23 protein-coding genes and 1 tRNA gene are annotated in these 24,610 nt (G+C 37.8%); 7 read left to right on the top strand and 17 right to left on the bottom strand.

All coding sequences use genetic code 11. The features are described 5' to 3' along the window. Positions 1 to 235: 235 nt before the first annotated feature. From B3E00_RS14940 to B3E00_RS14915, 6 genes are all read right to left on the bottom strand, one after another. Entirely contained in the window at positions 236 to 1,363 is a 1,128-nt protein-coding gene (locus B3E00_RS14940; RefSeq protein ID WP_293884274.1) for a glycosyltransferase, read from the bottom strand. Positions 1,364 to 1,369: 6 nt separating this feature from the next. Beyond that, on the bottom strand, positions 1,370 to 2,320 hold the full coding sequence (locus B3E00_RS14935) for a glycosyltransferase family 2 protein (protein WP_209575127.1): 951 nt from the start codon (positions 2,318 to 2,320) through the stop codon (positions 1,370 to 1,372). 98 nt (positions 2,321 to 2,418) lie between these two features. Then, positions 2,419 to 3,021: a DUF4199 domain-containing protein gene (locus tag B3E00_RS14930; protein WP_293884276.1), complete on the bottom strand. Its 603-nt coding sequence runs from the start codon at positions 3,019 to 3,021 to the stop codon at positions 2,419 to 2,421. 4 nt (positions 3,022 to 3,025) lie between these two features. Beyond that, on the bottom strand, positions 3,026 to 3,700 hold the full coding sequence (locus tag B3E00_RS14925; RefSeq protein WP_209574645.1) for a hypothetical protein: 675 nt from the start codon (positions 3,698 to 3,700) through the stop codon (positions 3,026 to 3,028). 5 nt (positions 3,701 to 3,705) lie between these two features. After that, on the bottom strand, positions 3,706 to 4,974 hold the full coding sequence (locus B3E00_RS14920) for a dihydroorotase (protein ID WP_293939068.1): 1,269 nt from the start codon (positions 4,972 to 4,974) through the stop codon (positions 3,706 to 3,708). 215 nt (positions 4,975 to 5,189) lie between these two features. Then, entirely contained in the window at positions 5,190 to 5,759 is a 570-nt protein-coding gene (locus B3E00_RS14915) for a UbiX family flavin prenyltransferase (RefSeq protein WP_209574649.1), read from the bottom strand. A 347-nt stretch (positions 5,760 to 6,106) separates the two neighbouring features. Between B3E00_RS14915 and B3E00_RS14910 the strand changes: the two genes are divergently transcribed. Next, positions 6,107 to 6,757, top strand: coding sequence for an ankyrin repeat domain-containing protein (locus B3E00_RS14910; RefSeq protein ID WP_209574651.1), 651 nt, complete (start codon positions 6,107 to 6,109; stop codon positions 6,755 to 6,757). On the opposite strand, the gene B3E00_RS14905 is transcribed toward B3E00_RS14910, so the two are convergent. Both B3E00_RS14905 and ribD read right to left on the bottom strand, forming a co-directional pair. Then, a complete protein-coding gene (locus B3E00_RS14905) occupies positions 6,754 to 8,037 on the bottom strand; it encodes a DUF2851 family protein (protein WP_293939066.1) in 1,284 nt (427 codons plus the stop codon). The two genes, B3E00_RS14910 and B3E00_RS14905, sit on opposite strands and share 4 nt — an antisense overlap. A gap of 61 nt (positions 8,038 to 8,098) precedes the next feature. Continuing rightward, positions 8,099 to 9,145 (bottom strand): bifunctional diaminohydroxyphosphoribosylaminopyrimidine deaminase/5-amino-6-(5-phosphoribosylamino)uracil reductase RibD, encoded by a 1,047-nt coding sequence (gene ribD / locus B3E00_RS14900; RefSeq protein ID WP_293939064.1) that lies wholly within the window; start codon positions 9,143 to 9,145, stop codon positions 8,099 to 8,101. A 34-nt stretch (positions 9,146 to 9,179) separates the two neighbouring features. Between ribD and prmC the strand changes: the two genes are divergently transcribed. From prmC to B3E00_RS14885, 3 genes are all read left to right on the top strand, one after another. Then, positions 9,180 to 10,040 carry a peptide chain release factor N(5)-glutamine methyltransferase gene (prmC, locus tag B3E00_RS14895; RefSeq protein ID WP_209574658.1) on the top strand — a complete coding sequence of 287 codons (861 nt, stop codon included), beginning with the start codon at positions 9,180 to 9,182 and terminating at the stop codon, positions 10,038 to 10,040. A gap of 116 nt (positions 10,041 to 10,156) precedes the next feature. After that, positions 10,157 to 10,229 (top strand) — tRNA-Lys (locus B3E00_RS14890). A 280-nt stretch (positions 10,230 to 10,509) separates the two neighbouring features. Further along, positions 10,510 to 11,547 (top strand): LacI family DNA-binding transcriptional regulator, encoded by a 1,038-nt coding sequence (locus B3E00_RS14885; protein WP_293884288.1) that lies wholly within the window; start codon positions 10,510 to 10,512, stop codon positions 11,545 to 11,547. 99 nt (positions 11,548 to 11,646) lie between these two features. Here B3E00_RS14885 and B3E00_RS14880 read toward each other — a convergent pair whose 3' ends face one another. Genes B3E00_RS14880 through B3E00_RS14865 form a run of 4 tightly spaced genes read right to left on the bottom strand, consistent with a single transcriptional unit; the run spans position 11,647 to position 14,518 of the window. Next, entirely contained in the window at positions 11,647 to 12,492 is an 846-nt protein-coding gene (locus B3E00_RS14880; protein WP_293939062.1) for a hypothetical protein, read from the bottom strand. After that, the gene (locus tag B3E00_RS14875; protein ID WP_293939060.1) at positions 12,489 to 12,872 is read right to left on the bottom strand and encodes a GntR family transcriptional regulator; all 384 of its coding nucleotides are present in this window, start codon (positions 12,870 to 12,872) and stop codon (positions 12,489 to 12,491) included. The genes B3E00_RS14880 and B3E00_RS14875 overlap by 4 nt, the downstream gene beginning before the upstream one ends. Position 12,873: 1 nt before the next feature. After that, positions 12,874 to 13,683, bottom strand: coding sequence for a hypothetical protein (locus B3E00_RS14870; protein WP_293939058.1), 810 nt, complete (start codon positions 13,681 to 13,683; stop codon positions 12,874 to 12,876). Beyond that, a complete protein-coding gene (locus B3E00_RS14865) occupies positions 13,667 to 14,518 on the bottom strand; it encodes an ATP-binding cassette domain-containing protein (RefSeq protein WP_293939056.1) in 852 nt (283 codons plus the stop codon). Before B3E00_RS14865 ends, B3E00_RS14870 begins: the two co-directional genes overlap by 17 nt. 838 nt (positions 14,519 to 15,356) lie before the next feature. Between B3E00_RS14865 and B3E00_RS14860 the strand changes: the two genes are divergently transcribed. Next, positions 15,357 to 15,689: a hypothetical protein gene (locus B3E00_RS14860; RefSeq protein ID WP_293884298.1), complete on the top strand. Its 333-nt coding sequence runs from the start codon at positions 15,357 to 15,359 to the stop codon at positions 15,687 to 15,689. A gap of 19 nt (positions 15,690 to 15,708) precedes the next feature. Here the strand turns inward: B3E00_RS14860 and B3E00_RS14855 are convergent, their stop codons facing one another. Genes B3E00_RS14855 through B3E00_RS14845 form a run of 3 tightly spaced genes read right to left on the bottom strand, consistent with a single transcriptional unit; the run spans position 15,709 to position 18,487 of the window. Then, the gene (locus tag B3E00_RS14855) at positions 15,709 to 16,485 is read right to left on the bottom strand and encodes an enoyl-CoA hydratase/isomerase family protein (protein ID WP_293939054.1); all 777 of its coding nucleotides are present in this window, start codon (positions 16,483 to 16,485) and stop codon (positions 15,709 to 15,711) included. Positions 16,486 to 16,494: 9 nt separating this feature from the next. After that, the gene (locus B3E00_RS14850) at positions 16,495 to 17,334 is read right to left on the bottom strand and encodes a hydroxymethylglutaryl-CoA lyase (protein ID WP_293886161.1); all 840 of its coding nucleotides are present in this window, start codon (positions 17,332 to 17,334) and stop codon (positions 16,495 to 16,497) included. 4 nt (positions 17,335 to 17,338) lie between these two features. Beyond that, positions 17,339 to 18,487 carry an acyl-CoA dehydrogenase family protein gene (locus B3E00_RS14845; protein WP_293884304.1) on the bottom strand — a complete coding sequence of 383 codons (1,149 nt, stop codon included), beginning with the start codon at positions 18,485 to 18,487 and terminating at the stop codon, positions 17,339 to 17,341. Between the two features lie 153 nt (positions 18,488 to 18,640). Between B3E00_RS14845 and B3E00_RS14840 the strand changes: the two genes are divergently transcribed. Further along, positions 18,641 to 20,248 carry an acyl-CoA carboxylase subunit beta gene (locus tag B3E00_RS14840; RefSeq protein ID WP_293884306.1) on the top strand — a complete coding sequence of 536 codons (1,608 nt, stop codon included), beginning with the start codon at positions 18,641 to 18,643 and terminating at the stop codon, positions 20,246 to 20,248. 82 nt (positions 20,249 to 20,330) lie between these two features. On the opposite strand, the gene B3E00_RS14835 is transcribed toward B3E00_RS14840, so the two are convergent. Both B3E00_RS14835 and B3E00_RS14830 read right to left on the bottom strand, forming a co-directional pair. Then, entirely contained in the window at positions 20,331 to 22,259 is a 1,929-nt protein-coding gene (locus B3E00_RS14835; RefSeq protein ID WP_293884308.1) for an acetoacetate--CoA ligase, read from the bottom strand. 121 nt (positions 22,260 to 22,380) lie between these two features. After that, entirely contained in the window at positions 22,381 to 23,427 is a 1,047-nt protein-coding gene (locus B3E00_RS14830) for a ferredoxin--NADP reductase (RefSeq protein WP_293884310.1), read from the bottom strand. Positions 23,428 to 23,870: 443 nt separating this feature from the next. Here B3E00_RS14830 and B3E00_RS14825 point away from each other — a divergent pair, with 443 nt between their 5' ends. Beyond that, entirely contained in the window at positions 23,871 to 24,587 is a 717-nt protein-coding gene (locus B3E00_RS14825; protein WP_293939052.1) for a superoxide dismutase, read from the top strand. Positions 24,588 to 24,610 lie beyond the last annotated feature (23 nt).

The raw sequence follows: 24,610 nt of genomic DNA, 5'->3' as shown, positions 1-24,610 counted from the left end.
TTCGAAAACTTATTGACTACTACAACTTTTGTCGTCTGCAACATACAAGCACCTGTACGGAATGACCCTTTTTCATACCTAACTTTATACCCCTGTTCCTTAAAAAATTCTTCTAGCTTAGTTAAGCTGCTTTGTGTAAACGGCAACAAAATCTCTCCTTCTTTTAAAATTCTACCTCAGTATTCCAAACTTAGATAAATTTGATTTTATATACAAATAAAATAACCCTTAGCGATCAATGCGCCAATTTAAGAAGTTCATTACCGAAAGTTTCCCAGCTATATTTTCTTTTTTCGTCTATGATATTTGTTCTAAATTGTTCTTCTTTGTTGTAATGGTAAAAAGAAAAAATGCGTTCTGCGATTTCCTCTGCTTTGGGCTCGACAACATAACCAACATAACTATCTCGAACCAATTCGGGCAACCCACCGACATTACTTACAATCATTGGAAGATCGAAATGATAAGCAACTTGGGTGATTCCACTTTGAGTAGCGCTACGATAAGGTAACACGACACAATCCGCGGCTGAAAAATAACGCCCTACCTCCTGATTTGGAATAAAATCGGTATGCATAAAAATAAACTCTTCGAGTTTATACTTCTTTATAAGATCCAAGTATAACGCAGGGTCATCATAAAATTCTCCAGCAAGCAATAATTTAACCCCCATCTTACGTAGCCTGGTATCGTTTAAAGCTTGCAACAAGATATCTAAGCCTTTGTATTGACGAATAAATCCAAAGAACAAGATCACTTTCCCCTCTTGATCAATGTTAAGTAGTCTACGAGCTTCCTTTTTACTTTGATGAGTGCCATAGTTATCGTAAAGGGGATGAGGGGTATACACTGCTGGCATTTTCGGGCTTAGCAATTTGAGGTCCAACAGAACGCTTTTACTCATGGTGAGACAAGCATCAACAGATTTCAAAAAGTACCGGATCAATAGCTTATCCCCTGGTCGCTGTTCATGGGGAATTATATTATCAGCGATACATACTATTTTAGTATGCCTATTCTTCCGAACCTGTCGCTGGATTGTTCCCAAACACGGCCCGAAAAAGGGCATCCAAAATCGTACGATAAGGAGATCATATTTGGCATTTCTAAGTTCCTTGCCCACACTAATCCAATTAAATGGATTGATAGAATTTACTTTTGTTTTGATATGGAGTCCCTCTGGTGCAGGCTCATCCGAGTATTGTGACTTTCCAGGAAAAAGAAAATTTGGGTACTGCAGACTGAAGGAGTAGATATCCACTTCATGGCCCAACTGCTGAAAGTGGGATGCTAACCGTTCATTAAAAGATGCTATCCCTCCACCCCTTAATGGGTAAGCAGATCCTAAAATCACAATGCGCATAACGACTTAAATGACTTTCTCAATTTGATAATCATTCCGATCGGAGCTGCTTCTAGAGACTAATTCTGCCAAGAAACCTGTCAGAAATAATTGCGTGCCCAAAATAATAGCGGTTAGCGCAAAGAAAAACAATGGTTGATCTGTTATATCTCTAAAAGGTGTTCCGCTGGCAATACTTATCAATTTATGGCAAATTAGATAAATAGATATAAATAAACCTGCCAGAAAACTAATAACGCCCATAACCCCAAAAAAATGCATCGGCCTCTTCGAAAACTTACCAACGAAAAATATGGACAATAAATCGAGGAAACCTTTCACAAAGCGGCCAGGGCCGAATTTGGTTGTACCGTACTTACGTGGATAATGCTGTACGATCTGTTCTTGTATATTTGTAAATCCTGCCCATTTTGCAATTACAGGTATATAACGATGCATTTCACCATACACTTCGATATTTTTAACAACTTCCTTTTTGTAGGCTTTTAGACCACAGTTAAAATCATGCAGGTTGTGAATTCCAGACATCGACCTCGTCACCCCATTAAACAATTTGGTAGGTAGTGTTTTGGTTAATGGATCATATCGTTTTTGTTTCCATCCCGATACTAGGTCAGCCCCCTTATTTATGATTCGGTCGTACAATTCAGGAATCTCATCGGGACTATCCTGGAGATCCGCATCCATTGTAATAACGACATCACCTTGTGCAGCAGCAAAACCCACATTTAATGCTGCAGATTTTCCATAGTTACGTCGGAATTTGATAGCAGAAATATTCGTGTTGTTTAACTTTAACTCTTCGATAACCTTCCAGGAATGATCTTTACTTCCATCGTCAACTAAAATAATTTCGTATGAAAAATGATTGGCCGCCATAACACGGTCGATCCAAGCTGTCAATTCGGGTAAGGATTCTTCTTCATTAAACAAAGGAACAACAACAGAAATATCCATGTGAATGTTAATCATGCTAAAAGTATAGTGTTATAATACCAACAAAGGTATTACTTTTTCAGCAATACCTTGTAGGAACAGTTTTATTTTGTTAGGCACTAAATGGCGTCTTGTCTAATCGCTAATTTTTCTCGCTTTGTCAAAGCTGATAGTAACAATGCAAAAACAAATTGAAACATCAAGGTGATCGCCAACCCCTTCAAAACTTGTCCTAAGGTAATTTTGCCGATAGAATCAACTTGTTTTTCAAGCTCCGCTATTTTTGAATCTATAACTTCGTCAGGAACATTATTCTTTTCCATATACTCAATGGTTACGTTAATGGTATGAGTCACAACCTTTTCTTGTAACGTTGGATTAACGAAGTTGACATAGAGCTGTGTACCGATCGTGGAAATAATAGTAGAAATAGCAAGCATCATAAAGATCGATTTTAATGCTATTGAAAAATTCCAGTAGCCACCATTTGCTTTCCGAAGAGCGAAAGCGAACAAGGCAGCGATGATAACAAAAACCGCTGTATTAACGATAAATGACATCGACATTACCCCCCAGAAGGAATTTAAGTCTTTGACAACAAACAGGACAATTAATCCTAGGATAAAAGAAATTATTCCCAATATGACACCATAGATAATACTTTTCTTTTTGTCGATTACCGCATCAAATCCTACATTACTTGGGTTGATTAAATCTGCCATAAAATTATTTATTATAGTAAGTACTCATTATTTGGTAAAGGGCAATATCAAAAGCCTTATTGGAAGACGCTTCAGCATATTCCTCAAATTGCTTTTCAGAGGGCTTGAATTCACTAAAGAAGCTCATAATAGGATAGAAAAGTTCATATACCTCGCTTTTCGGATTTATTCCTTTACCGACTTTCGCGATTTCAGCATATGGACTATCTACCACAATTTGGTTAGCAATGATATCTTCATAAATTTCATGCTCGTCTTGAAATTCGTCTTCATCAACCAGTAAAAACTCTTTTAAGAAGTCATCCAATTCAGGTTCAATCTCATCGTCTTTACATTCCCCTAAATAAAGAAAAATATTCAATAATTCAGTCCCACGATCTATGGTTTCATCTTCGATTGCTTCCCATTCTTCTGAATCCAAATAATCATCTTCCAGCTTCAATACATCGTTGGAGAAAAAATTCATCAATAAAAGATCAACATATACTTCGCGAAGTTCGTCAAACAAAGGATAGTCATCGAAAGACTGATCCAACAGTTCTAACTTTTCCAAATAGCTTACTTCCGTGTTGAATACGCGAATAATCTTTTCAAGGAATTCCGGGGCTGTCGAAATTCCATCTACCTTGCCATAATTTAATATACCTGCCTCAACGGCTGCTTTAATATTTGCTTCCATGGTTTTTAATCGTTTTTAACAATTTGACTATTATTAATGACCAATTCGACAGCACCGTTTAAGGTCTTTCCGAATAAAGGTGAATTTTTTGATTTGGATTTATTGGTTTTCTCATCGAAATTCCATGCTTTCGATGCGTCAAATAAAACAAGATTTGCTGCTGCTCCCTCTTCAATCTGAGGTACTTCAAGTCCTAAAATTTGCCTTGGTCTGACGGACAGACTATTTACAATTTGTTCTTCGTTCAATCCGGCACGAATCAACAGCGGCAGCACGGTCTGTAAACCAATAATGCCATTTTTGGCAATATGGAATTCGACATTCTTGAATTCTACTTCTTGCGGTGTATGTTGCGAGACAACAGCATCAATAGTTCCATCCTTGATTCCTTTAAGTAATACCTTAAGATCTGCTTTCGTTCTTAATGGGGGGCTAACCTTGTAATTGCTGTCGAAACCAACGATATCTTCGTCAGTAAACACCAATTGATGTGCGGCAACATCGCATGTGACTTGAAGACCTTTTGCTTTCGCTTTTTTTATCAGATCAACAGCTTCTGGTGTGCTTATGGAAGCAAAATGAATAGGAGCTCCTGTATATTCTGCTAGATAGAGATCGCGAGAAACCATTAATGATTCGGCAAGGTTTGGAATACCCTTCATACCTAAATAAGTACTCATAGCGCCTTCATTCATCTTGTTTCCTCCTGCCATCGACTCATCTTCCGCATGCGAAAAAATTAATCCATTAAACCCCTTAGCATACAACAACGCTCTGCTCATTAGTCCCGCTTGTTGAACACTCCTGTTTCCATCACTAAAAGCAACAGCCCCGGTTTGCTTCATATCAAATAATTCGGCCAGTTCTTTGCCTTCTCTCTTTTTGCTGATCGCACCAATTGGATATACATCCACAATATTTCCTTTCGCAGTATTGACAATTAGAGCGACCTCTGAACGGCTTTGAATAGCTGGCTCAGTATTGGGCATCACGGCTACTCCAGTGAAGCCACCTGCAGCAGCTGCTGCTGTTCCGCTTAAGATATCTTCTTTGGTTTCTAGCCCAGGCTCTCCAAAATTGGCATGTAAGTCAAAAAAGCCAGGCGCTAATATTTTTCCGGAGCCATCAATGGTCTCACTATCTTTATCCGCTAATTTGACAGATTTTCCAATCTGTGCAATCTTTCCATCTTCAATAAATACATCCACTTGCTGCTGATGAAATTTATTCCCAGGTAAAATTACTTTAACAGAAGTAATCAATAAGCTTTTCATATATGATTGTGATTGAAATTAAAAGGATACAAAGTTTTAATCGAAGCACATAGATTGTGCATTGTGAACAGATAGAAAGGCGCTTTATCACTATAAATCATATAGCTATAAATAACTTTTTCGCTTGATGCTTGTGACTGCTTCATTTCGAGAAACAAAGTTACAAAATACAAATTTATTAAAGAACATTAAAAATAGATTTCGGCAACGATTACCTAGGAATTTTCCCCCCACTGATAATGCTTAAAGTCAAATCCAGCAAGACTCAAAATACGATCAACAACGGTTTCTGCTACCTCTTCAAACGTCTTTGGTAAGCTATAAAATGAAGGTGATGCCGGACAAATGATGCCACCTGCCTCTGTCACCAGTTTCATATTCTGAATGTGAATGATACTTAAAGGTGTCTCACGTGTAACCAAAATCAGTCGTCGCCGCTCTTTTAAGATGACATCAGCAGCGCGTGTTGTCAGATCAGAAGATATGCCATGCGCTATTCGCGACAATGTACCCATCGAACAAGGACAGACAATCATAGTATCATAGCGGGCGGAGCCCGATGCAAAAGGAGCAAAAAAATCACCTTTATCATAAAATTTGAAAGGTACATCCTGGTAACTTTCATCGCCTAATTCCGCACGCCATACATCCTTCGCATTATTCGACATGACAATACCAACTTCAGCGATTTGTGTTTTTAACACCAAAAGCTTTTTAAGTAAAACTTTAGCATAAATTGAGCCGCTAGCTCCCGTAATAGCTATAACTATCTTCCTTTTAGACATCTCTTTTAAAATATAAAACAAAGCTATAAAAAAAGGGTCGTAGTGAGAAACACCCGACCCTACATCTACCTATGAAAAACATGCCCTTGGGAGGGGCTTAACAAAAGTACATCTACTTTTTAATTTACGGAAATATTATGTGCATTACTACACATTTGTGTATATAAAAAATCAAAAAACACGCTTTTTGGGCTCTTTCCATCTCAACAAATCTTTCAAAAACAGCTAACCGCCCACTTTTAATTGGGATATGGAGCTTCATAAAATATCAATAATTTCTCCCATCAAACATTTATTCTCATGAATAAAGTTTATTTTAGTAAAGAACTTAGACAATTAACAAACACATGAATCTCTCTATTTTAGAACAATACATAGAACAAGGAAAAAGCCACGACATAGATCTGTTATTAATTGGAAATCCCGAACTTTTACAGGAAACAACAAGTCATGGGATTTCGCCCCTTCTATTAGCTTGCTATTACAACAAACCTCAGATCATACGGGTGCTTTTACAACACACCAAGTCCATGACTATACATGAGGCTTGTGCAGCAGGATTAACATCCTATCTTGAGGCTATTATTTCGCAGGTACCTTCGGTTATCAATGAATGGTCATCGCAGGGTTTTACGCCATTGACCTTAGCTACATATTTCAACAAAGTAGACATTGTACGTCTATTGCTATCCAAACGGGCGAATCCAAACACCGTAACGAAAAATGAACAACTCACTACAGCACTGCATATTGCCGCCGCTAACAACAATGAAGAAATCGGGAAATTGCTTATCGATGCGGGCGCTAATGTCAATGCCATTCAGGCCACAGGCGAAACTCCACTCCATTTTGCGGCCCAATATGGTAACATCGATTTTATTGTTGCTTTACTTGAAAATGGAGCCGACACAAGAATAATCAATAGTGCCGGATTATCTCCAATGGATCTGGCGTATGAAAAAGGCCATAAAGAAATTGCAGAAATTTTAAAGAACTAGGTACTTTTTAAGATCTCCATACCGATTCTGCAATGAAGACAACGTTTCCTATCGCAGTAAAACTCCTTCAACTGCAACATTCCCTGCGTCTTGCCTGCATCTTTAACATCCCAATCATATTTAGCAAATTGCCGCACGATATTATTTTTTTCAGCAGGAAGCTCCTCCAATAACTGTAATGCCTTTTCGATATAGGACTGAATGCCAAAATATTTACCATATGAAAAAAGAAACACAACAACTACATTAATTACCAGAAGATCAACAGTTTCTTTCCCGATCCACGCACATTTTTTAACTTTTTCTTTTGTACTTAAGGAAAAATGTGATTCCCAAAAATCACCTGAAGGTTCTATTTTGAACAATTTTCTCGCCGCCTCCAAGCTATCTACGGCCAAAAGCTTTGCCACCCCCAACTCATTCTTACTGAATAAAACAACTAATTGAGCAATACGCCGTTCGGGAAAATTATATGGTCTCATCCTCAACCTCTTCCATACACCAAAAACGATTTCTATCTTGTGAATGTGCTGTTGGTACTTAAATTCGTCGACTAATCGCTTCACATACCCACTAGTTGGTCTACCAAGCAATAAACCACTGATACCAAAAAAAATAGCTTCCGTTTTAAATAAGTTTGAACGGTATTTTTTTAGAACATGCAAAGGCAGTTTTTCGCCGAATTCCTGCAAAGTATCTGCGTTAACTTTTAAACCCATAGATCTACACATCCATATCCAGAAGGTTTTTTCCCAATCAGTATCAAAATGTTTCAGTATTTCGAAAATCCGCTGAACTTTCATTTCCAAACGCTCAATTGACAAGGTATTCAACCACATTGATTTTTTAAAAATATTGATAGGCCCAAGCTGATATTCGCAGGGAATCCAGCTTTTGGTATTCATCATATTGGCATATTTTTCCAATAGATTTTTATCTACGTAGTCCGAAAGCACTAAAGTAGGAATAGACGTGCCATCACTTCGGTAGATAACTTTATCATTTTTCCAAACTACATGTAGGATCACGTTATTGTAAGCAACATCTTCTTGATGAGCATGTCGATCCCAATCTGAGGATTGAATATGCATTTCTACATGACCGAACCAATCCTTATCTCCATATCTAATGTGCGACATGAGAAAATCGGGGCCAGAATCTGTATTGTATCGCCCCACTTGAACAACGGCTAAGGCCCCACCATCTGTGGAATTTAACCCATTTGCACGGAATAGCCGAAGTTTCCAGATAAACTGCATTAAGTTTTCTGTAACTAACATAATTGTAATTTAAGAATTAAACTAACCGGCTATGGCTTATAATTCCCTAAATATACAAAAATTACTGTTTCTTATAGATCTTTAAAATATCATTGGAAACTAATTTACTTTCTAGTAATTGCCCCTTGAATAGAGGAGCCTTAATCCCGCTCAATAAATTCGCCTCAGACTCAAAGACTCTTGCCTCATCCCACAGGTTCGAATCTATAAACATCTGCAAGGTCGCACGCCCGCCTTCTATGATTATAGACTGAACATCCATTAAATAAAGTTGATAAAGGATATTTTGCGGTAGATATAATCCATAATTTTCAAGCTCAATATACTTAACATTTGCTGTCCACTCTGTCTTTTTAGCATTAAACACAATAGTATCGGCCTGATCATCGAGAATAGGGGCATCCATCGGAATGGCAAGGTCTCTGTCTAAAAGAATACGCAATGGATTTTTACCCTTCCACTTTCTTACGGTCAGACTGGGATTATCCACAATTGCAGTATTTGTACCAACCAAGATAGCATCCTCTTCTGCTCTCCAACGATGAACGAGCTGTTGGCTTGCAGCATTACTGATCCAAACCTGCTTATTTTTTTTTCCTATAAAACCATCCCTGGTTTGCGCCCACTTTAAAATAACATACGGGCGGTATTCACCAATACGGGTAAAAAAACGGCGGTTGAGCCAAATGGACTCTTTTTCGAGCAGACCAATTTCAACTTCAATACCAGCTTCTCGCAGTATCTGCGCTCCTCTACCATTGACTTTTCCGAAGGGATCCAAACATGCTATAAAAACTTTCAAAGGTTTTAGCTCAGCAATCATATTGGCACAGGGAGGTGTCTTCCCATAATGCGCGCAAGGCTCGAGGCTGACATAAAAATTACTTCCTTCGATAAGCTCCTTTGCTTTTTCACCGTACCTTTGCATAACCTGCTGTACAGCATTGACTTCAGCATGCGCTCCACCGTAAGGAGATGTATACCCTTCACCGATAATTTTACCATTAAAAACGATGACAGCCCCAACCATTGGGTTGGGACTTACTGAACCTGCACCGATTTGGGCTAGTTCCAAACAACGCTGCATATATTGGTTGTGCATATCCATAGATACAAATCTATGAAAATCGTACCTTTGCTGAATGAAAATACTTCAAGATTTCGAATTATTATTTCAACAAGAGCTTCATAAGTTATACGATAATGATGAAATAAAAGCAATATTCTTAGTCGTTATTGCTGAAAAATTAGGGTTAAATACCGCTAATTATCAGTTGAGCAAAAAAGATCCTGTAGATGATAAGAATAGCGCTGAAATACTTAGCATTCTTCGGGATTTAAAAAAGCATAAACCTATACAGTATATACTCAACAAAGCAGATTTTTACGGTGAAGTTTTTCAAGTCAACGAATCAGTTTTAATTCCTCGACAGGAAACTGAGGAGCTTGTTGATCTGATTATTAAGAACCACAAATTTTCTCAAAACCTCAATATTATTGATATAGGAACTGGTTCTGGCTGCATTCCGATCACTTTATCAAAACATCTCACGAATGCTAGAGTAACAACGATAGACATCTCAAAAGAAGCGATAAAAACCGCGCAAGAAAATGCTAATATCTTAAAAACTGCAGTTCAATTTATCAACGCAGATATCTTTGAGTGGGAATATATATTCTCCAATCAACACTATCATATCATTGTATCCAATCCGCCATATATTACTCCTGGAGAAAAAAAATATATGAATGAAAATGTATTGGCTTATGAACCCGAGCTAGCGCTATTCATTGAAGAAAGCACTCCATTGATTTTTTATGACGTTATTTCATCCTTTGCCCTTAAACATTTAGCTCCAGATGGAGATCTATATTTCGAGATCAATCAGTATCTGGGTGCAGAAATGAAAGATCTTATGATCAAAAAAGGATTTGAACAAGTCAAATTGATCAAAGATATCAATGGAGCAGACCGAATAATCCATGCAAAAAAAGCATGGTAAAAAAATAATCCTTTTATTTATTAAGCAGTTAAGTTGTTTCAATCAAATTTCACAACCAATTATTTGGCATATATCAAAAGAAATTCTACCTTTGCATCACTTTCAAAAACAGAAAGGATTCCGTAGCTCAGCTGGTAGAGCAATACACTTTTAATGTATGGGTCCTGGGTTCGAATCCCAGCGGGATCACAAAAAAAAAGCTAATCGCAAGATTAGCTTTTTTCGTTTAATACTCCCCTACATTCCGCAAACTGATTAGTTAAAATGAAAAGCTAAAAAAACAAACTTCTCGTTCATGATGGTTTTCTTGATCTTCATTTGAAAACATCTTTTTTATCTTATCTTTATAATTTCAAAATTTTACGGGCTTAAACATTAAAGATAGCAACCGATAATTCAACAATAATTCTAGTTATATCTTACCCTAGTGAATCTAGGATATTGTAATCAATGAAAGAAGATCGAGCACATGAAGAGATTTACGTTAAAAGAGATTGGCCAACAGTTAAAATTATCTCCGGGCACTATTTCTAAAGCACTCAACGATAGCCATGAAATAAGTGCAGAAACAAAAAAAATAATTTTAGATTTTACGAAGAAAATCAATTATATACCAAATTTCTCTGCCAAAAGCTTAAAGACAGGACGCTCAAATACTTTGGCCATCATTGTTCCATTTATTTCAAGCTCATTTTTCTTCGATTTCTATGAAGAGATCTCTCTTATTCTGTCGCAGACGAATTATAAACTCATCCTTTTACAGACCTTTAACGATGAGAAAAAAGAAAAAGAAGCACTAGAACTCTGCATACAAAGCAATATTGAAGGAATAATCATTTCCCCTGTAAAAAATGATTCCAGCTTATCGCTCCTGTTCTATATAATGGATCAGATTTGCCCTGTTATTATTTTCGACCGAATAAACCATCAGCTTGACACTTTCAAAATCGGAATTCAAAACAATAAGGTGATCTATCAGGCAACGGAAGAAATGATCAAAAACAGAAGGGAAAATATCATTCTTTTATTATGTAAGGATATCGGTGGAAATGTAAGCAGAATAAAAGGATATAAAGATGCGCTCTTTAATGCCTCTATACCCTTCAAACAAGAGAATATGATAGAAATATCCTATTCTAGCCCTAAAGACAATATCGATGATGAGTTAGAACGCAAAATAAGTGACTTATTAAACCGCCAGATACCACCCAACGCGCTCCTGTCGACAACCGACACCTTGTCATTAAAAGTGTTGCATATACTAAACAAATTGAAGGTAAAAATTCCTGATGACATGAACTTAATAGGATTCAGCAATACCCCTTTTGCCAACAGTCTTAACCCTTCCTTGACAACAATCACTCAGCCAACAAAGCTTATGGCGGAAAAATCAGTAGAACTCCTACTAGAGATGTTAAAGAAAAGAAACAAAAAGAATTATTTCGAATTCGAGACGTATTTTTTGGACTGCAGCATTGAGCACCGAAAATCTACATCTTCCATTTAATAGAAAAGGAACAAGTTCCGTACAGAATTTGTTCCTTTTCGGCGCATTCAGTCGATATGATATCTTTGGTAGCCAATAGCTGTATTTCGTAAAAAAAACTTATTTAATCAAGGTTCGCAATGCATGTATAGGTAAATCTATCTTAGTATCATTAGATAAACTTCCATTCAATGTACCCCATTGCAAACTATCTAATCGAACAGATGACTTCCCTTCTGTTTTAATCTTTAGAAGGTCAACCTTAGCATTAGCCCCTTTACCATTGAAATATACCTCTGAATTGTTGGCAACGATATCTGCACTTTGATAATTAACACTTGGCAACCCCAAAACAGTATTCGTAGTGTTAACAGATAAATGGCCCACAACAGCATTTCCCCGCGCATCTGCTCCACCGAGATCTTCAATAAAAGAATTTGTCAGACTCAAATTCAACGTATTTATAACAGATTGATCAGAAACGTTAAGCACCTTAACACTATCGCCTATAACGGTCAATTCATGCAGCTTGGCAGACAGCTCACTAACACCCACATTTTTTAATTTCAACAGTTTAAGATCAGGTGAAAAAATATAAATTGACTTATAGCCACCCTCACCTCCCGGCAAAAGATTTAAGGTAAGACTTCCCGATTGATCAACATTCGCTTTCACAAAATCAGCTTGACTCTTATTAACTTTAACCGCAAACTTATCACTTTTCACCCAATACAACCCAACATCACTAGCATTGTCTCCTACGATAAAAAGCTTATCAAAGGAAGTCAGCGGGAACGATCGGAAATAAACATCCTTACCACCTGGGTTAGACACTTCGTGTTCAATATCAGCATTATATTGTTTTGCATCCACTCGATTTATACGAAAAAGGTAGGATGCGACAAGCATCGGAATTGCGAATAAGCCTATTGCTAATACCATTGTTATTTTTGCACTTAGTTTCATGATTCATTTTGGTTAAAATTCTGACTAATAAATTGTTTATAACGCTTCTCTAGTTCTTCCAGGCCAATTTCCAATAAATAAATATTACGGAAAAACAGCGGAAGATCTTCCTCTAGAAAAATCCCCTTTCTATACAACTTCACATTTTTTACCGATTCTTGCGTCAGAAAAAAGCCAATTCCACGTTTATTTGCTATAATTTCTCTCTGCTGCAGCATATCATAGGTTCGCATCACCGTATTGGGATTAACCTCCATTTGAACCGCCAACTCCCTTACAGAAGGAAGCTTTTCATCAACCTTCCAGGTTTCTAGCAAAATATGGTCACATACATATTCAGCAATCTGAAGGTAAATAGCTTTGTTTGCATTGAATTCCATATTAAATCTCCTTTTCCTTTAATCTTAAAAAAGCAACGCACCATAATACCAATGTAAGGAATAACGCTCCAGCGCCGATCAGCGCAAAAATGTGATTTGAATCAGACCAATAATTATTGCCCATTACCCCGACTGTATCTTGGGTTTGAATTTTTATCAGATAAACAAAAAAACATATCCAAACAACGCAGTAAATCACTACGGAAATAGCTGTCTTTACATATTGATAGTTTTGAAAGACAATCCCGCCGAGCAAGAAAATAGCATTCAGAAGAATCGGCGCGAAATAAAAATAGTATGCCGAATGCGGATACTGAACCTTATAAAAGTATTGCCAAAGATCTATACTGCCCGCTTTTCCTGTGGACGCCGTTTGATTTAAAACCATCGAACCAAAACCCTTCAAATATGCTACAAATGCCAAGTCAATCAAGTAAAATACCAACAAATAAGAACCAATACTTACCACAACGGTATAGAATAGGCTAACCAGAAATTTTTCCAACTGTGAGGCTGGAATCATTAATTCAAAAATAGCACGTGTCTTCTTCCCTAGATCGGCAAAATAGCTGCTGGAAACAACTGTTACAAAGAATAGTCCCAAGATACAGAATAACGGGGCCCTGAAATTTAGCAGCGAGTAAGCAGTTTGATTTTTCATCCCCTCATAATTTGAAGCAAAGTTAACCGCGTAAAAGCCAAAAATCACACCTGCAATAATTCCTATTGACATTAGGTAAATTCTTCCAAAACCAATCCACTGCCTTCGAATCAGTCCTAAAAATCGCGTAGAATTAAAAATGTTTGACATCTTTATCAATTTTATTAAGGTTCGTAATTTTTTCTTTGCATTGCAAAACAGCATTAAATAGCAATTCTAAATCCAGCTTTGAATCTTCCACTGCTGTGTTTGGAAGAATCACATTGAAACCACCTACTCCCTCTTCGTGGTAAATCGCATCCAAAGGCAACTCTCTTACTTTTTTAAAGCATAGATGATCAGTAATAACATGCACCGGCGCGTTTAACGCAACCTTATGATCATCAAGCAAAATAACGGCATCAATAAGATTATCGAGATCTCGCACTTGGTGTGTCGAAATGATTACACATCGCTCGTCCGTTATTGCTGACGCCATGATCTTACGGAACTGAGCTTTTGAAGGAATATCCAGACCATTCGTTGGCTCATCCATAATGATCAATTTTGTATTGGATGCTAATCCGAAAGAAATAATGTATTTCTTCTTCTGACCATAACTCATGTTTGCCAATTTTTGCTTAATAGGGATATCGAACTCATGGACGAGCTGATCAAAATACTTCTGATCGAAGTTGGGATAAAATCCCGCATTTGCCTTTAGAAACTGTTCAGATTTTACTGCTGGGAGATAAAACTCTTCTGGAATAAAACTAATCTCCCTTAACAATGAAGGCTCCCTTCGAGTTGGATTATGTCCAAGTACATCAACCTGCCCCGAAACAGGGTATACTAAGCCAGCGATATTCTTAAGCAAAGTCGATTTGCCAGCACCATTCTTCCCCAACAAGCCATAGATATGCCCCTGCTTCAATTCAAGATCCATATGAAGAAATAAGGGCCTTGATTTACTATAGCTAAAATTTAGATTTTGGATAGTAACCATACTACTGTATTATTTAATTAATACACTAATATAGAAAACAATTATTTACAATTCCAAAAATAATTTCAAAAGAATAGCGCTAGAACATTACTTTGACTCGTCCAGCTGCGAAAGAAAGCATGTAAACTTTAAAACAGATTAACTTAAATATTAAATTCATATAAAATACAAAATACCATGAAAAACATACAGTTAATACATAAAATTACAAAATTCATAATGACCAAAAGCGATATTATTCTACGTTCAATACCTGCTCTGTTCATTGCATAAATCACGCCTCAGGTACAAACGCGAACAACTACATTTAAATCAAAACAGCCTATCAATTCTACATTGACTGATAAATAAAGTGGCAGAATGGCTAAAAGCAACCGAAAATAGCATCTGTGGTATATACATACTAAGCAAGATGGGCTCTTTATTACATCCTCGGCACGGTCATTCCTCCGAGTTATTCCTAATTGCCCACCTGTCAACAAACAATTAAATACGCTCGCGAGCAGTATTAATCGACAGTTAAACAAAATTTTAAAATACTTGTTAATCAAAATAATATAAAAAATACCTCAACAATAAATACATATAATATTTAACAAAAACAGCTTCGCACCTCGCAAAAGAACCACTATTTTGTATGTTTTTTATCGCTTAAAATTGCTTTAGATCTATTTTATTCTCCATCTTTGTCTGTATGATGAATCACACATATCCTTTTATTTTAGCGTTCCATTCTTTATGGCGATGGGAAGTATTGATTATACTGGTATGTAGTCTTTCAATCTTTTTTTATAAAAGAAAGCGGAAGCTACCATTTTCATCTACTGATCATTTTCTATTGAAAGCAACGGTTATTTCTTTTTACATTCAGCTATTTTTAGGATTTATCCTCTATGTATCAAGCCCAATAACACAGTATTTTCTGCAACATTTCGGTGAATCCATTCACCTCAGGCAAATCCGCTTCTTTGGCATGGAACACAGCAGCATGATGATTATTGCTGCAATTTGTTTGACCGCAGGTATGCTTAAAAGCAAAAACGCCGATACAGACGATCGACGTTTTAAAATATTATTAATCTGGTTTGGTATCGCCCTAATGATTGTTCTTAGCTCTATCCCTTGGGAATTCTCCCCTTTGACCAGCAGGCCCAGCTTTAGATCATTTTAGTTAATTAAGGAATAAGTGATCAGCTATTTTTCCAATTGGCTTTTCGTTTATTATGCATTGCGTCCATTCCCTCTTTGAAATCATTGGTTTTCCGCAACGCTGATAAGCTCTGTAAGAGAAAGGTATACTTATCATTAAAATCTTGCTCTTTTAATTTTCTGAGCGCAGCAAAACCTCTTGAAATAGCCAAGGGAGCATTCTCCAGAATTGTTGCTTTCAATTCCACCAACCCTGTCTCTTCTTTATCGAGAATTTCATACAAGATTCCCTTTTTTAAAGCCTCTTGAGCAGAAAAAGAACTTCCTCTGATACAAAGGTCCATTGCCTTTCTCTCCGGCATAAATTCTATTAGCAAAGCCAGTACCTGAAATGGGAAAAGTCCAATTTTTACTTCTGGCAAAGAAAAACGCACATTTGGGAGAGCAAACAAATACGTACAGGATAATGCAATTAAAAAACCACCTGCAATAACATCACCTCTCAACACACAAATTGATGGTTTGTCTAGACAGGAAAATATTTCCGCCAATGATTTTTCAACCTTGGGAATTGCCGCATTTCCGGTATCCGAGGTTGGATCCGCAAAAGCTTTTAGATCCATACCAGCACAAAAGACAGGCCCCTCAGCTTCTATCTGCACTAAATAAATATTTGGATCATTATTCGCAAGATTCAATGCATACGCAATTTCGCTCACCATAGTCGGACTAAAAGCATTTCTCTTTTCCGATCGCGCTAGCGTCAGGTTGAACACATGCTCTTCAATGTGCACTTTTATAAAATTCAGTCTTTCCATTAAAAAATATTACAAAATCAACTGCCTAAAACTATGCTCCAATGTATCTATTTCAGCATCTGTTCCTCGTCTAAAATAGTGTAATAAAAGTTCGGAAGGTATATTACCAACTAAATCATTTTTCGCAAATGGACAGCCGCCATAGCCAAGTAATGCACCTTCAAATTTACGACAGCCCGCAATATAGGCAGCTTCAATCTTTGCGAGACTTTCTGCTCTACTTGCATGAAAATGCGCACCAATATCGAATGTTGGAAAACGGGCATTGACAGCGTTGAATAATTCGGCAATTTGGTTCGCATCGGCTTCTGATGTGGTGTCTGCCAAAGCAAACTCCCGGATGCCAAGATCGATTAGCTTTTCAATCCACTCTTTCACTAACACCGGTGACCAAGGATCGTTGTAAGGGTTCCCAAAGGCCATGCTAATATAGACAACCAGCGATTTATGGTACGCCGCAGCCAAAGCTGTCATTTCTTTTACCTGTTGGTAAGATGCAGCTAAGTCCATATTGGTGTTTCGCAATTGGAATGTTTCTGAGATTGAAAATGGGTACCCTAAATAGTCGATTTTTTCCTCTTGAACCGCTTCTATCACCCCTCGTAGATTAGCAACAATGGCTAAAAGCTTCACCCTCTCACTCTTTCGGATTCCCTTTAGCACCGCTTTTGTATCGGCTAACTGTGGAATAGCCTTCGGAGAGACAAAAGATCCAAAATCAATAACATCAAACAGTCCACTATCGATTAACGTATTAATATGTTTAATTTTTTTATCTGTATCAATAAAGCTGTGAAGCCCTTGAATAGCATCCCTTGGGCAATCAACCAATACAACTTGATCCCTCATAACACTATAAAATATCTTTCTGGATCTCTCTGGCGATCACCATTTTTTGAATACTTGAAGTCCCCTCCCCTATTGTGCATAGCTTAGCATCTCTAAAAAACTTCTCCGCGGGATAGTCCTTAGTAAACCCATATCCGCCAAAAATCTGAACGGATTCGTTGGAAACGTTGACAGCAGCCTCTGAAGCATAAAGCTTAGCCATCGCTCCTATTTTAGAAACACGTTGCCCATGATCCTTCAAATAGCCGGCTTGTCTTGTTAACAATTCGCTAGCTTCAACTTGGGTAGCCATATCTGCAAGTGAAAATGAAACTGCTTGAAAGTCGTAAATCTTTTTTCCAAACTGCTCACGCTCGTGTGCATATTTTAGCGCACACTCATAAGCTCCTCGGGCGATACCTAACGAAAGTGCCGCAATAGAAATACGCCCCCCATCCAATAACTTCAACGCCTGTACAAAACCTTGTCCTTCTTCTCCAATAAGTTGATCGCGATGTATCCGACAGTTATCAAAAAACAGACAAGCTGTTTCCGAAGCTCGCATCCCCAATTTATTCTCCTTCTTGCCAGCGGTAAATCCGGGAACTCCTTTCTCAACAATGAAGGCTGACATTCCTTTTTTATCACCTTTGGTCCCCGTTCGCGCGATAACTACCGCTACGCTCGAACTGATAGCATGGGTTATAAAATTCTTGGAACCATTTAAAATATAATAATCACCATCCCTTTCAGCAAACGTCGTCATTCCGCCTGCATCCGAACCTGACCCTGTTTCGGTGAGCCCCCAAGCGCCTATCCATTCGGCTGTCGCTAGTTTCGGAAGATAATGCTTCTTTTGCCTTTCACTGGCAAAGCTCAAGATATGATTTGTACATAAGGAATTATGCGCCGCTACAGAAAGTCCTATAGAACCACATACTTTAGAAATCTCATCCAAAACGGTAATATATTCCTGGTATCCGAGCCCAGACCCACCATATTCTTCGGGAACAATCACGCCCATGAAGCCGTGTTCGCCTAACTTTTTAAAAACTTCTATTGGAAAAATTTGGGCTTCGTCCCATTCCATCACATAAGGTTTGATATGATACTGTGCAAAATCTCGCGCACTTGCTCTGATCATATCCATTTGTTGTTTATTTTCAATAAACATAAGCATGAATATTAAATTTACAATCGGTAATTCTATTCAAATATATCAAAATATTTAGGAATAAAATTGCAAATATTTTAAAATTTTATTTTAAATTTATCTAAAAATAAGAAATCCTTAATTCAACAGCTTTTTAAACCAAGATTATAAATTATGAAGGAGCTACTTGCATTACTTCGCAAAAAAAGAGAAAATCTAAAATTCGGTGGTGGTATAGATAAAGTCAAAAAACTTAAAGAAAAAGGGAAAATGTCGGCTTGGGAAAGAATAGAATATCTACTCGACCCAGATCGGGAATATATCGAAATAGGAATGTTTGCCGGCGAAGGGATGTATAAAGAATATGGTGGCTGCACAAACGCAGGCTGTGCCGCTGTACTGGGCTACGTAAAATCGAAACTATGCGTTATTGTCTCTAACGACGCAACGGTAAAGGCTGGAGCCTGGTTCCCTATTTCTGCTAAAAAAAATCTACGCGCGCAAGAAATTGCTATGGAAAACAATCTGCCGATTATTTATTTGGTAGATTCTGCCGGTGTTTTTTTACCCATGCAAGATGAAATATTTCCCGATAAAGAACATTTTGGACGCATATTCCGTAATAATGCACGCATGTCTTCGATGGGTATCCCTCAAATTGCAGCAATCATGGGAAGCTGTGTCGCTGGTGGAGCTTATCTTCCAATTATGTCTGACTACGCCTTTATCGTGGAGGGGACAGGGTCTGTATTTTTAGCAGGTCCTTATCTAGTTAAATCCGCGATCGGTGAAACCGTAGATGCCGAAACACTAGGTGGAGCTTCTACACATTCGGAGATATCTGGTGTAACAGATAATAAATTCCCCGACGACCAGAGTTGCTTGGAAGCAATAAAAAATGTTATTGATAAAATCGGAGGACATGCCCAAGCTAATTTCAATAGAACGATAAGCCAGCCCCCAAAAACAGATCCGGGTAAAATAGCGGATATTCTCCCCGAAGATAGAACCAAACCGTATCGTATGCAGGATATTTTACATGCAATCGTCGACGCAGAAACATTAGAGGAATACAAACCAGATTATGGGAAAACAATTGTATGCGCCCTTGCACGTGTAGATGGTTGGGCTGTTGGAATCGTTGCCAATCAACGTGAAATTATCAAAGCCAAAAAACCAGGTAACGCTATGGAAATGCAAATGGGAGGAGTTATTTACAGTGACTCTGCAGACAAAGCTGCACGTTTCATTATGAATTGCAACCAGCAACGCATTCCACTTGTATTTTTCCAGGATGTCACTGGGTTTATGGTAGGAAGCCGCTCCGAACAAGGCGGAATCATCAAAGACGGAGCAAAAATGGTAAATGCAATGGCTAATTCTGTAGTTCCGAAGTTTACTTTTATTGTCGGGAATAGTTATGGTGCCGGAAACTATGCCATGTGCGGCAAAGCGTATGACCCACGATTAATCTATGCATGGCCTACTGCCCAAATGGCTGTTATGAGTGGTGCTGCTGCTGGCAAAACTCTCTTCCAAATCCAAGAATCAGCTTTAAAATCCAAAGGTCAGGAAATAACCGAAGAAGAGAAAAATAATCTTCTCAAATCAATTGAAAATCGCTATAACGAACAACTCAGCCCCTATTATGCCGCAGCGAGATTATGGGTTGATGGAATAATATCACCCGAAGAAACTAGAAAAGTCATTAGCATGGGTATAGAAGCGGCCAACGAAAAGCCTATCCTGGAGCGATATAATGTAGGCGTTATACAGGTTTAATGGTAACAATCGTAAATTCCCCTCACCCAGAAGAGCCCGTGAAATGTGAGGGGGATCGATAATAAATGATAATACGGAACATTTAATGTTGTTTCCAAGTTTTGCTAAGTTCTTCAAAATCGGACAAGCACTCTGGGTTTCGCATAATATCTACTGAAACCGCTTTCTCTATAGCCATCCCTGAAAAAATCTTCTTGACCGGTAACTCCAGCTTCTTTCCGCTTAACGTGTAGGGGATAGCTGCTACCTGAAAAATATAGTCAGGTACGTGACGTGGACTATACTGCTGCCTAAGTGCTCGCTTAATATCTCCTTTTAATGCATCGCTCAATAGACTATCGTTCAATTGTACAAAAAGTAACATGTCAGAAGATCCATTTTCGTGATCTACACAAACAACCAGGCTATCCAAGACTCCTTCGGTTTTATTTAACACATTATAGATTTCTGCTGTGCCAATACGTACGCCACCTCGGTTCAACGTAGCATCTGAACGCCCATACATAATGACTCCATCGTGTGATGTAATCTGAATCCAATCACCGTGATTCCACACCCCTGGGTATTTATCAAAGTAACTATTAAAGTATTTTTTATTAGCTGGATCATTCCAAAAATAAATAGGCATGCATGGCATAGGTGCTAAGATAACAAGTTCTCCTACCTCTTTATAAAGATTATGACCATCGACATCAAAGGCTTCAATCTTAGCTCCTAATGCACGGCATTGAATTTCACCGGCATACACATCGCGCAATGCACAGCCAGAGAGAAAAGCACTGCAAACATCCGTTCCGCCACTCAACGAAATAATTTGACTCTTCGGAAACTGTTCATTTAGCCACTCAAAAACATCAGGTGGAAGCGGTGAACCAGTTGATCCTATTGTTTTGGGCTGATAAGACAGCGACCTTAAATCTTGATCCTGACACGATATGAGATAAGCTGCGCCAACACCAAAGTGATCCACCTTATTTTCCTGCGCAAATTTCCATAAACTAAGTTTATCAGGATAATTTGTTGCTCCGTCATATATACACAATGTATTTCCCATTAAGAGGGCCGAAAGTGCGTAATTCCACATCATCCATCCGGTAGTTGAATACCACATAAAACGTTCGCCATTTTGTACATTTTGATGCAACCCGACTGCTTTCACATGCTCTAGTAGCATGCCTCCAACTCCGTGTGTAATGGCTTTAGGTTTTCCTGTCGTTCCGGAAGAATACAAAATCCATATTGGAGAATCAAACGGTACTGCTGTGAACTGAAGCTTATGTTGGTTAACATCTTTTCCCATAATCCCTTCCCATATATTGTCATCAATAAAAACGCAGGCCAATAACGAAGGTAACTGTTCTGCGAGTTGTTTGATATTTTCAGACTTCTCAAAATGACGACCATTATAGGAATAACTACTGTTAGCGAACAGAACTTTAGGTTCTATCTGCTCAAAACGATCCTGAATACTTGCTTCCCCAAAGTCGGGAGAACAACAGGACCAAACAGCTCCGATGGAATTTGTAGCCAAAAATAATGCGACTGCTTCAATACCATTAATTAGCACACCTGCTACACGATCTCCGCTTTGAACACCTATTTCTTTCAAATAGATCTGAAGCTTGAGCACGATAAATTCTAATTCAAGCCAAGAAACCTCTCTCCTAACTTGCTGCTCCGATTGAAAGATTAACGCCGGACGCTGCTCTGAAGCTTTGCGAAATACGTGTTCGGCATAGTTCAAGGTCGCTCCAGCAAACCACTTTGTACCAATAAAGCTTGTTGAATCTGCAGGCAGCTCGATAATATTTGTAAAATCTGAATGAAACGCCAAATTGAAATAGGTCGCTATACTCTTCCAAAAATTGGATAGATCTGTCGTTGACCACGCCCAAAGTTCCTGATAGGAACTGAAGCACAAACCATACTCCTTTTCAATATATTGTTTAAACTTATTGATCTCAGATTGAGATTTCTGCTCTTCTGTTGGGCTCCAGAGTAATTTCCCCATAATAGTTAGATATAAAACGGTTATATCCAAACATAAATAAATTTACTTGTATGTGCAATTTTAATTATTACCAATAAACATAAAGAACAACCATATCGCTACTTTAAATACTAGATCTAGTTTACAACACTTCAACCTCTGTATCCATCTCTAACGGGTGACTAGTACACAATAGTGTTCTTCCCTGCTCTACCTCTCGATCTGTTAGTACTTCATTATAATCCATCTTCACCTTTCCTTTAATACACTGCGCAATACAGGTACTACACATGCCGGATCTACAGGAATAAGGTAATTTGATTTTATGTTCCAGAGCTACATCTAAAATAGATTTATTGTAGGGAACTTCAAGAATATAAGTCTCCCCTTGAAAATATAATTTTATAGCATAGACTGCTTTGTCGACTTTCTTTTCAGTTTCATCATCATCGTCCTCTTCATTTTCAGGCAACAAAAATGTCTCCCTTTTTATCTGATCAAAACCAAATCCCATCCCCAAAAGTGTAAAACGGCATAGATCCATGTAAATCACAGGACCACAGGTATAGAACAGGGCCTCCTCTCTACTTCCAAACAAATGATTTTTGACAATATCATAAATATAATCTCTGTTTAATCTAGCTTTCATCAAGTTTTTACTATCGGAGTAAATCCATATAATTGTTAAACGATCAGGAAATTGATCCGCCCAATGTTCCAATTCCGATCGAAATGGGGTAGATTCCAATGTACTATTGCTATAGACTAGTACGACTTTAGATTTAGATTCTGCAACAAGTGCTGTTTTTAAAATAGCATATAATGGTGTGATACCAATTCCTGCGGCAAACAGAAATAGTGTTCGAACCTTTTCCGGTTCAGGTTCATATACAAACAAACCTTGAGGCTCCATGGCATTGACAACATCTCCCTCTACAATAGTATGATGGAGCAATCTAGATATTTCGCCATTTTCGACACGCTTCACAGTGATACTAAGGGGCTCATTATTATCTGGCGAACTATTTAAAGAATAAGAACGACGTATCTCCCGCTCACCAAACACAAAAGAAAGAGTAATGAACTGCCCAGCTTTATAAGGAGGATAGCCTCCTGCTACTGGCTCAAGCTGAAAGGTTATATTATTGTTGGGTTGAGGGATAATTTTTGAGATCCTTAATGTATACATAGCTCAAAATTACATAAAAATCAGAAATTATAAGTGCTTTGATAGAATGGAGACGACCCGAATACCTAAGCACTATCTAAGCTTATCCAAAAAAATCATTCAAGCATAATAAACAATATATTAGACTCCCAAGCCCCGTCAATGCGACATGAATCAGAGTTCAATCAGTCTTGAGAGCAAATACATTACGTCCTCAAGTTGGTGTAACCTTCTAAGCACCACGAAAGCACCTCTATTGTTAATACAATCTAAACTATATCTCAATCCAAGCTATAATGACCATGATTCATCTCTTAACAATGGTACTAATCTGAAAGACTATGGCAAGGGAAAAAGTCGAATTGATAACAATTTTATTGTATTACAATTAACAGACAATTGGAGAACAATAATTGCAAAATTTCACGTTATATTTATATCAAAACTAATCACAATAAGATTATATGCAAACACGCAGAAACTTCCTTCAAAATGCAGCAAAAGCAACACTTGGCATTGCTGTATCTGGATCAATATTACAAGATATTGCCTCCGCGAAAGCAACGGAATTAAATGCCGCTACATTAAAGTTTTCCCAAGTCAAATTACCGTTCAATTATGCCGCTTTGGAGCCTAATATTGATGAGTTGACCATGGAAATCCATTATACAAAGCATCATATAGCGTATATTAATGCTATTAATGAAGCTATCCTTGCTGAAAATATCAAAGAAGCATCAGAGGAACAACTTTTAGCAAACATATCCAAATATTCTCCCAAAGCAAGAAATAATGCGGGTGGGGCTTGGAACCACAATTTCTTTTGGGAAAGTATATCTGATAAGCCGGGCGAGCCTTCCGAGAAATTATTGAAGATGATCAATAGCACATTTGGCTCATTAGACAAATTTAAAGAGCTATTTGCGGCTGCAGCAACCTCAAGATTCGGTTCGGGATGGGCATGGTTAATTTTGGATGATTCTGGTAACTTGAAAATTACCTCTACCCCAAATCAAGACAATCCTTTGATGGACGTTGTTGAGGTGACAGGAATTCCTATTTTAGGTCTTGATGTATGGGAACATGCTTATTACCTACACTATCAAAATAAAAGAGCTGATTATATCAAAAATTGGTGGAATATTGTGAACTGGAAAAAAGTTAACGAAAGGTTAGCATAAAGAAAAGAGGCTGTCTCAAAATG

It is taken from the genome of Sphingobacterium sp. UBA5996 (genome assembly GCF_002429765.1).
GTDB lineage: Bacteria > Bacteroidota > Bacteroidia > Sphingobacteriales > Sphingobacteriaceae > Sphingobacterium.
Note: the sequence above shows the minus strand (reverse complement) of the source record. Positions and strands in the feature narration are given on the sequence as shown.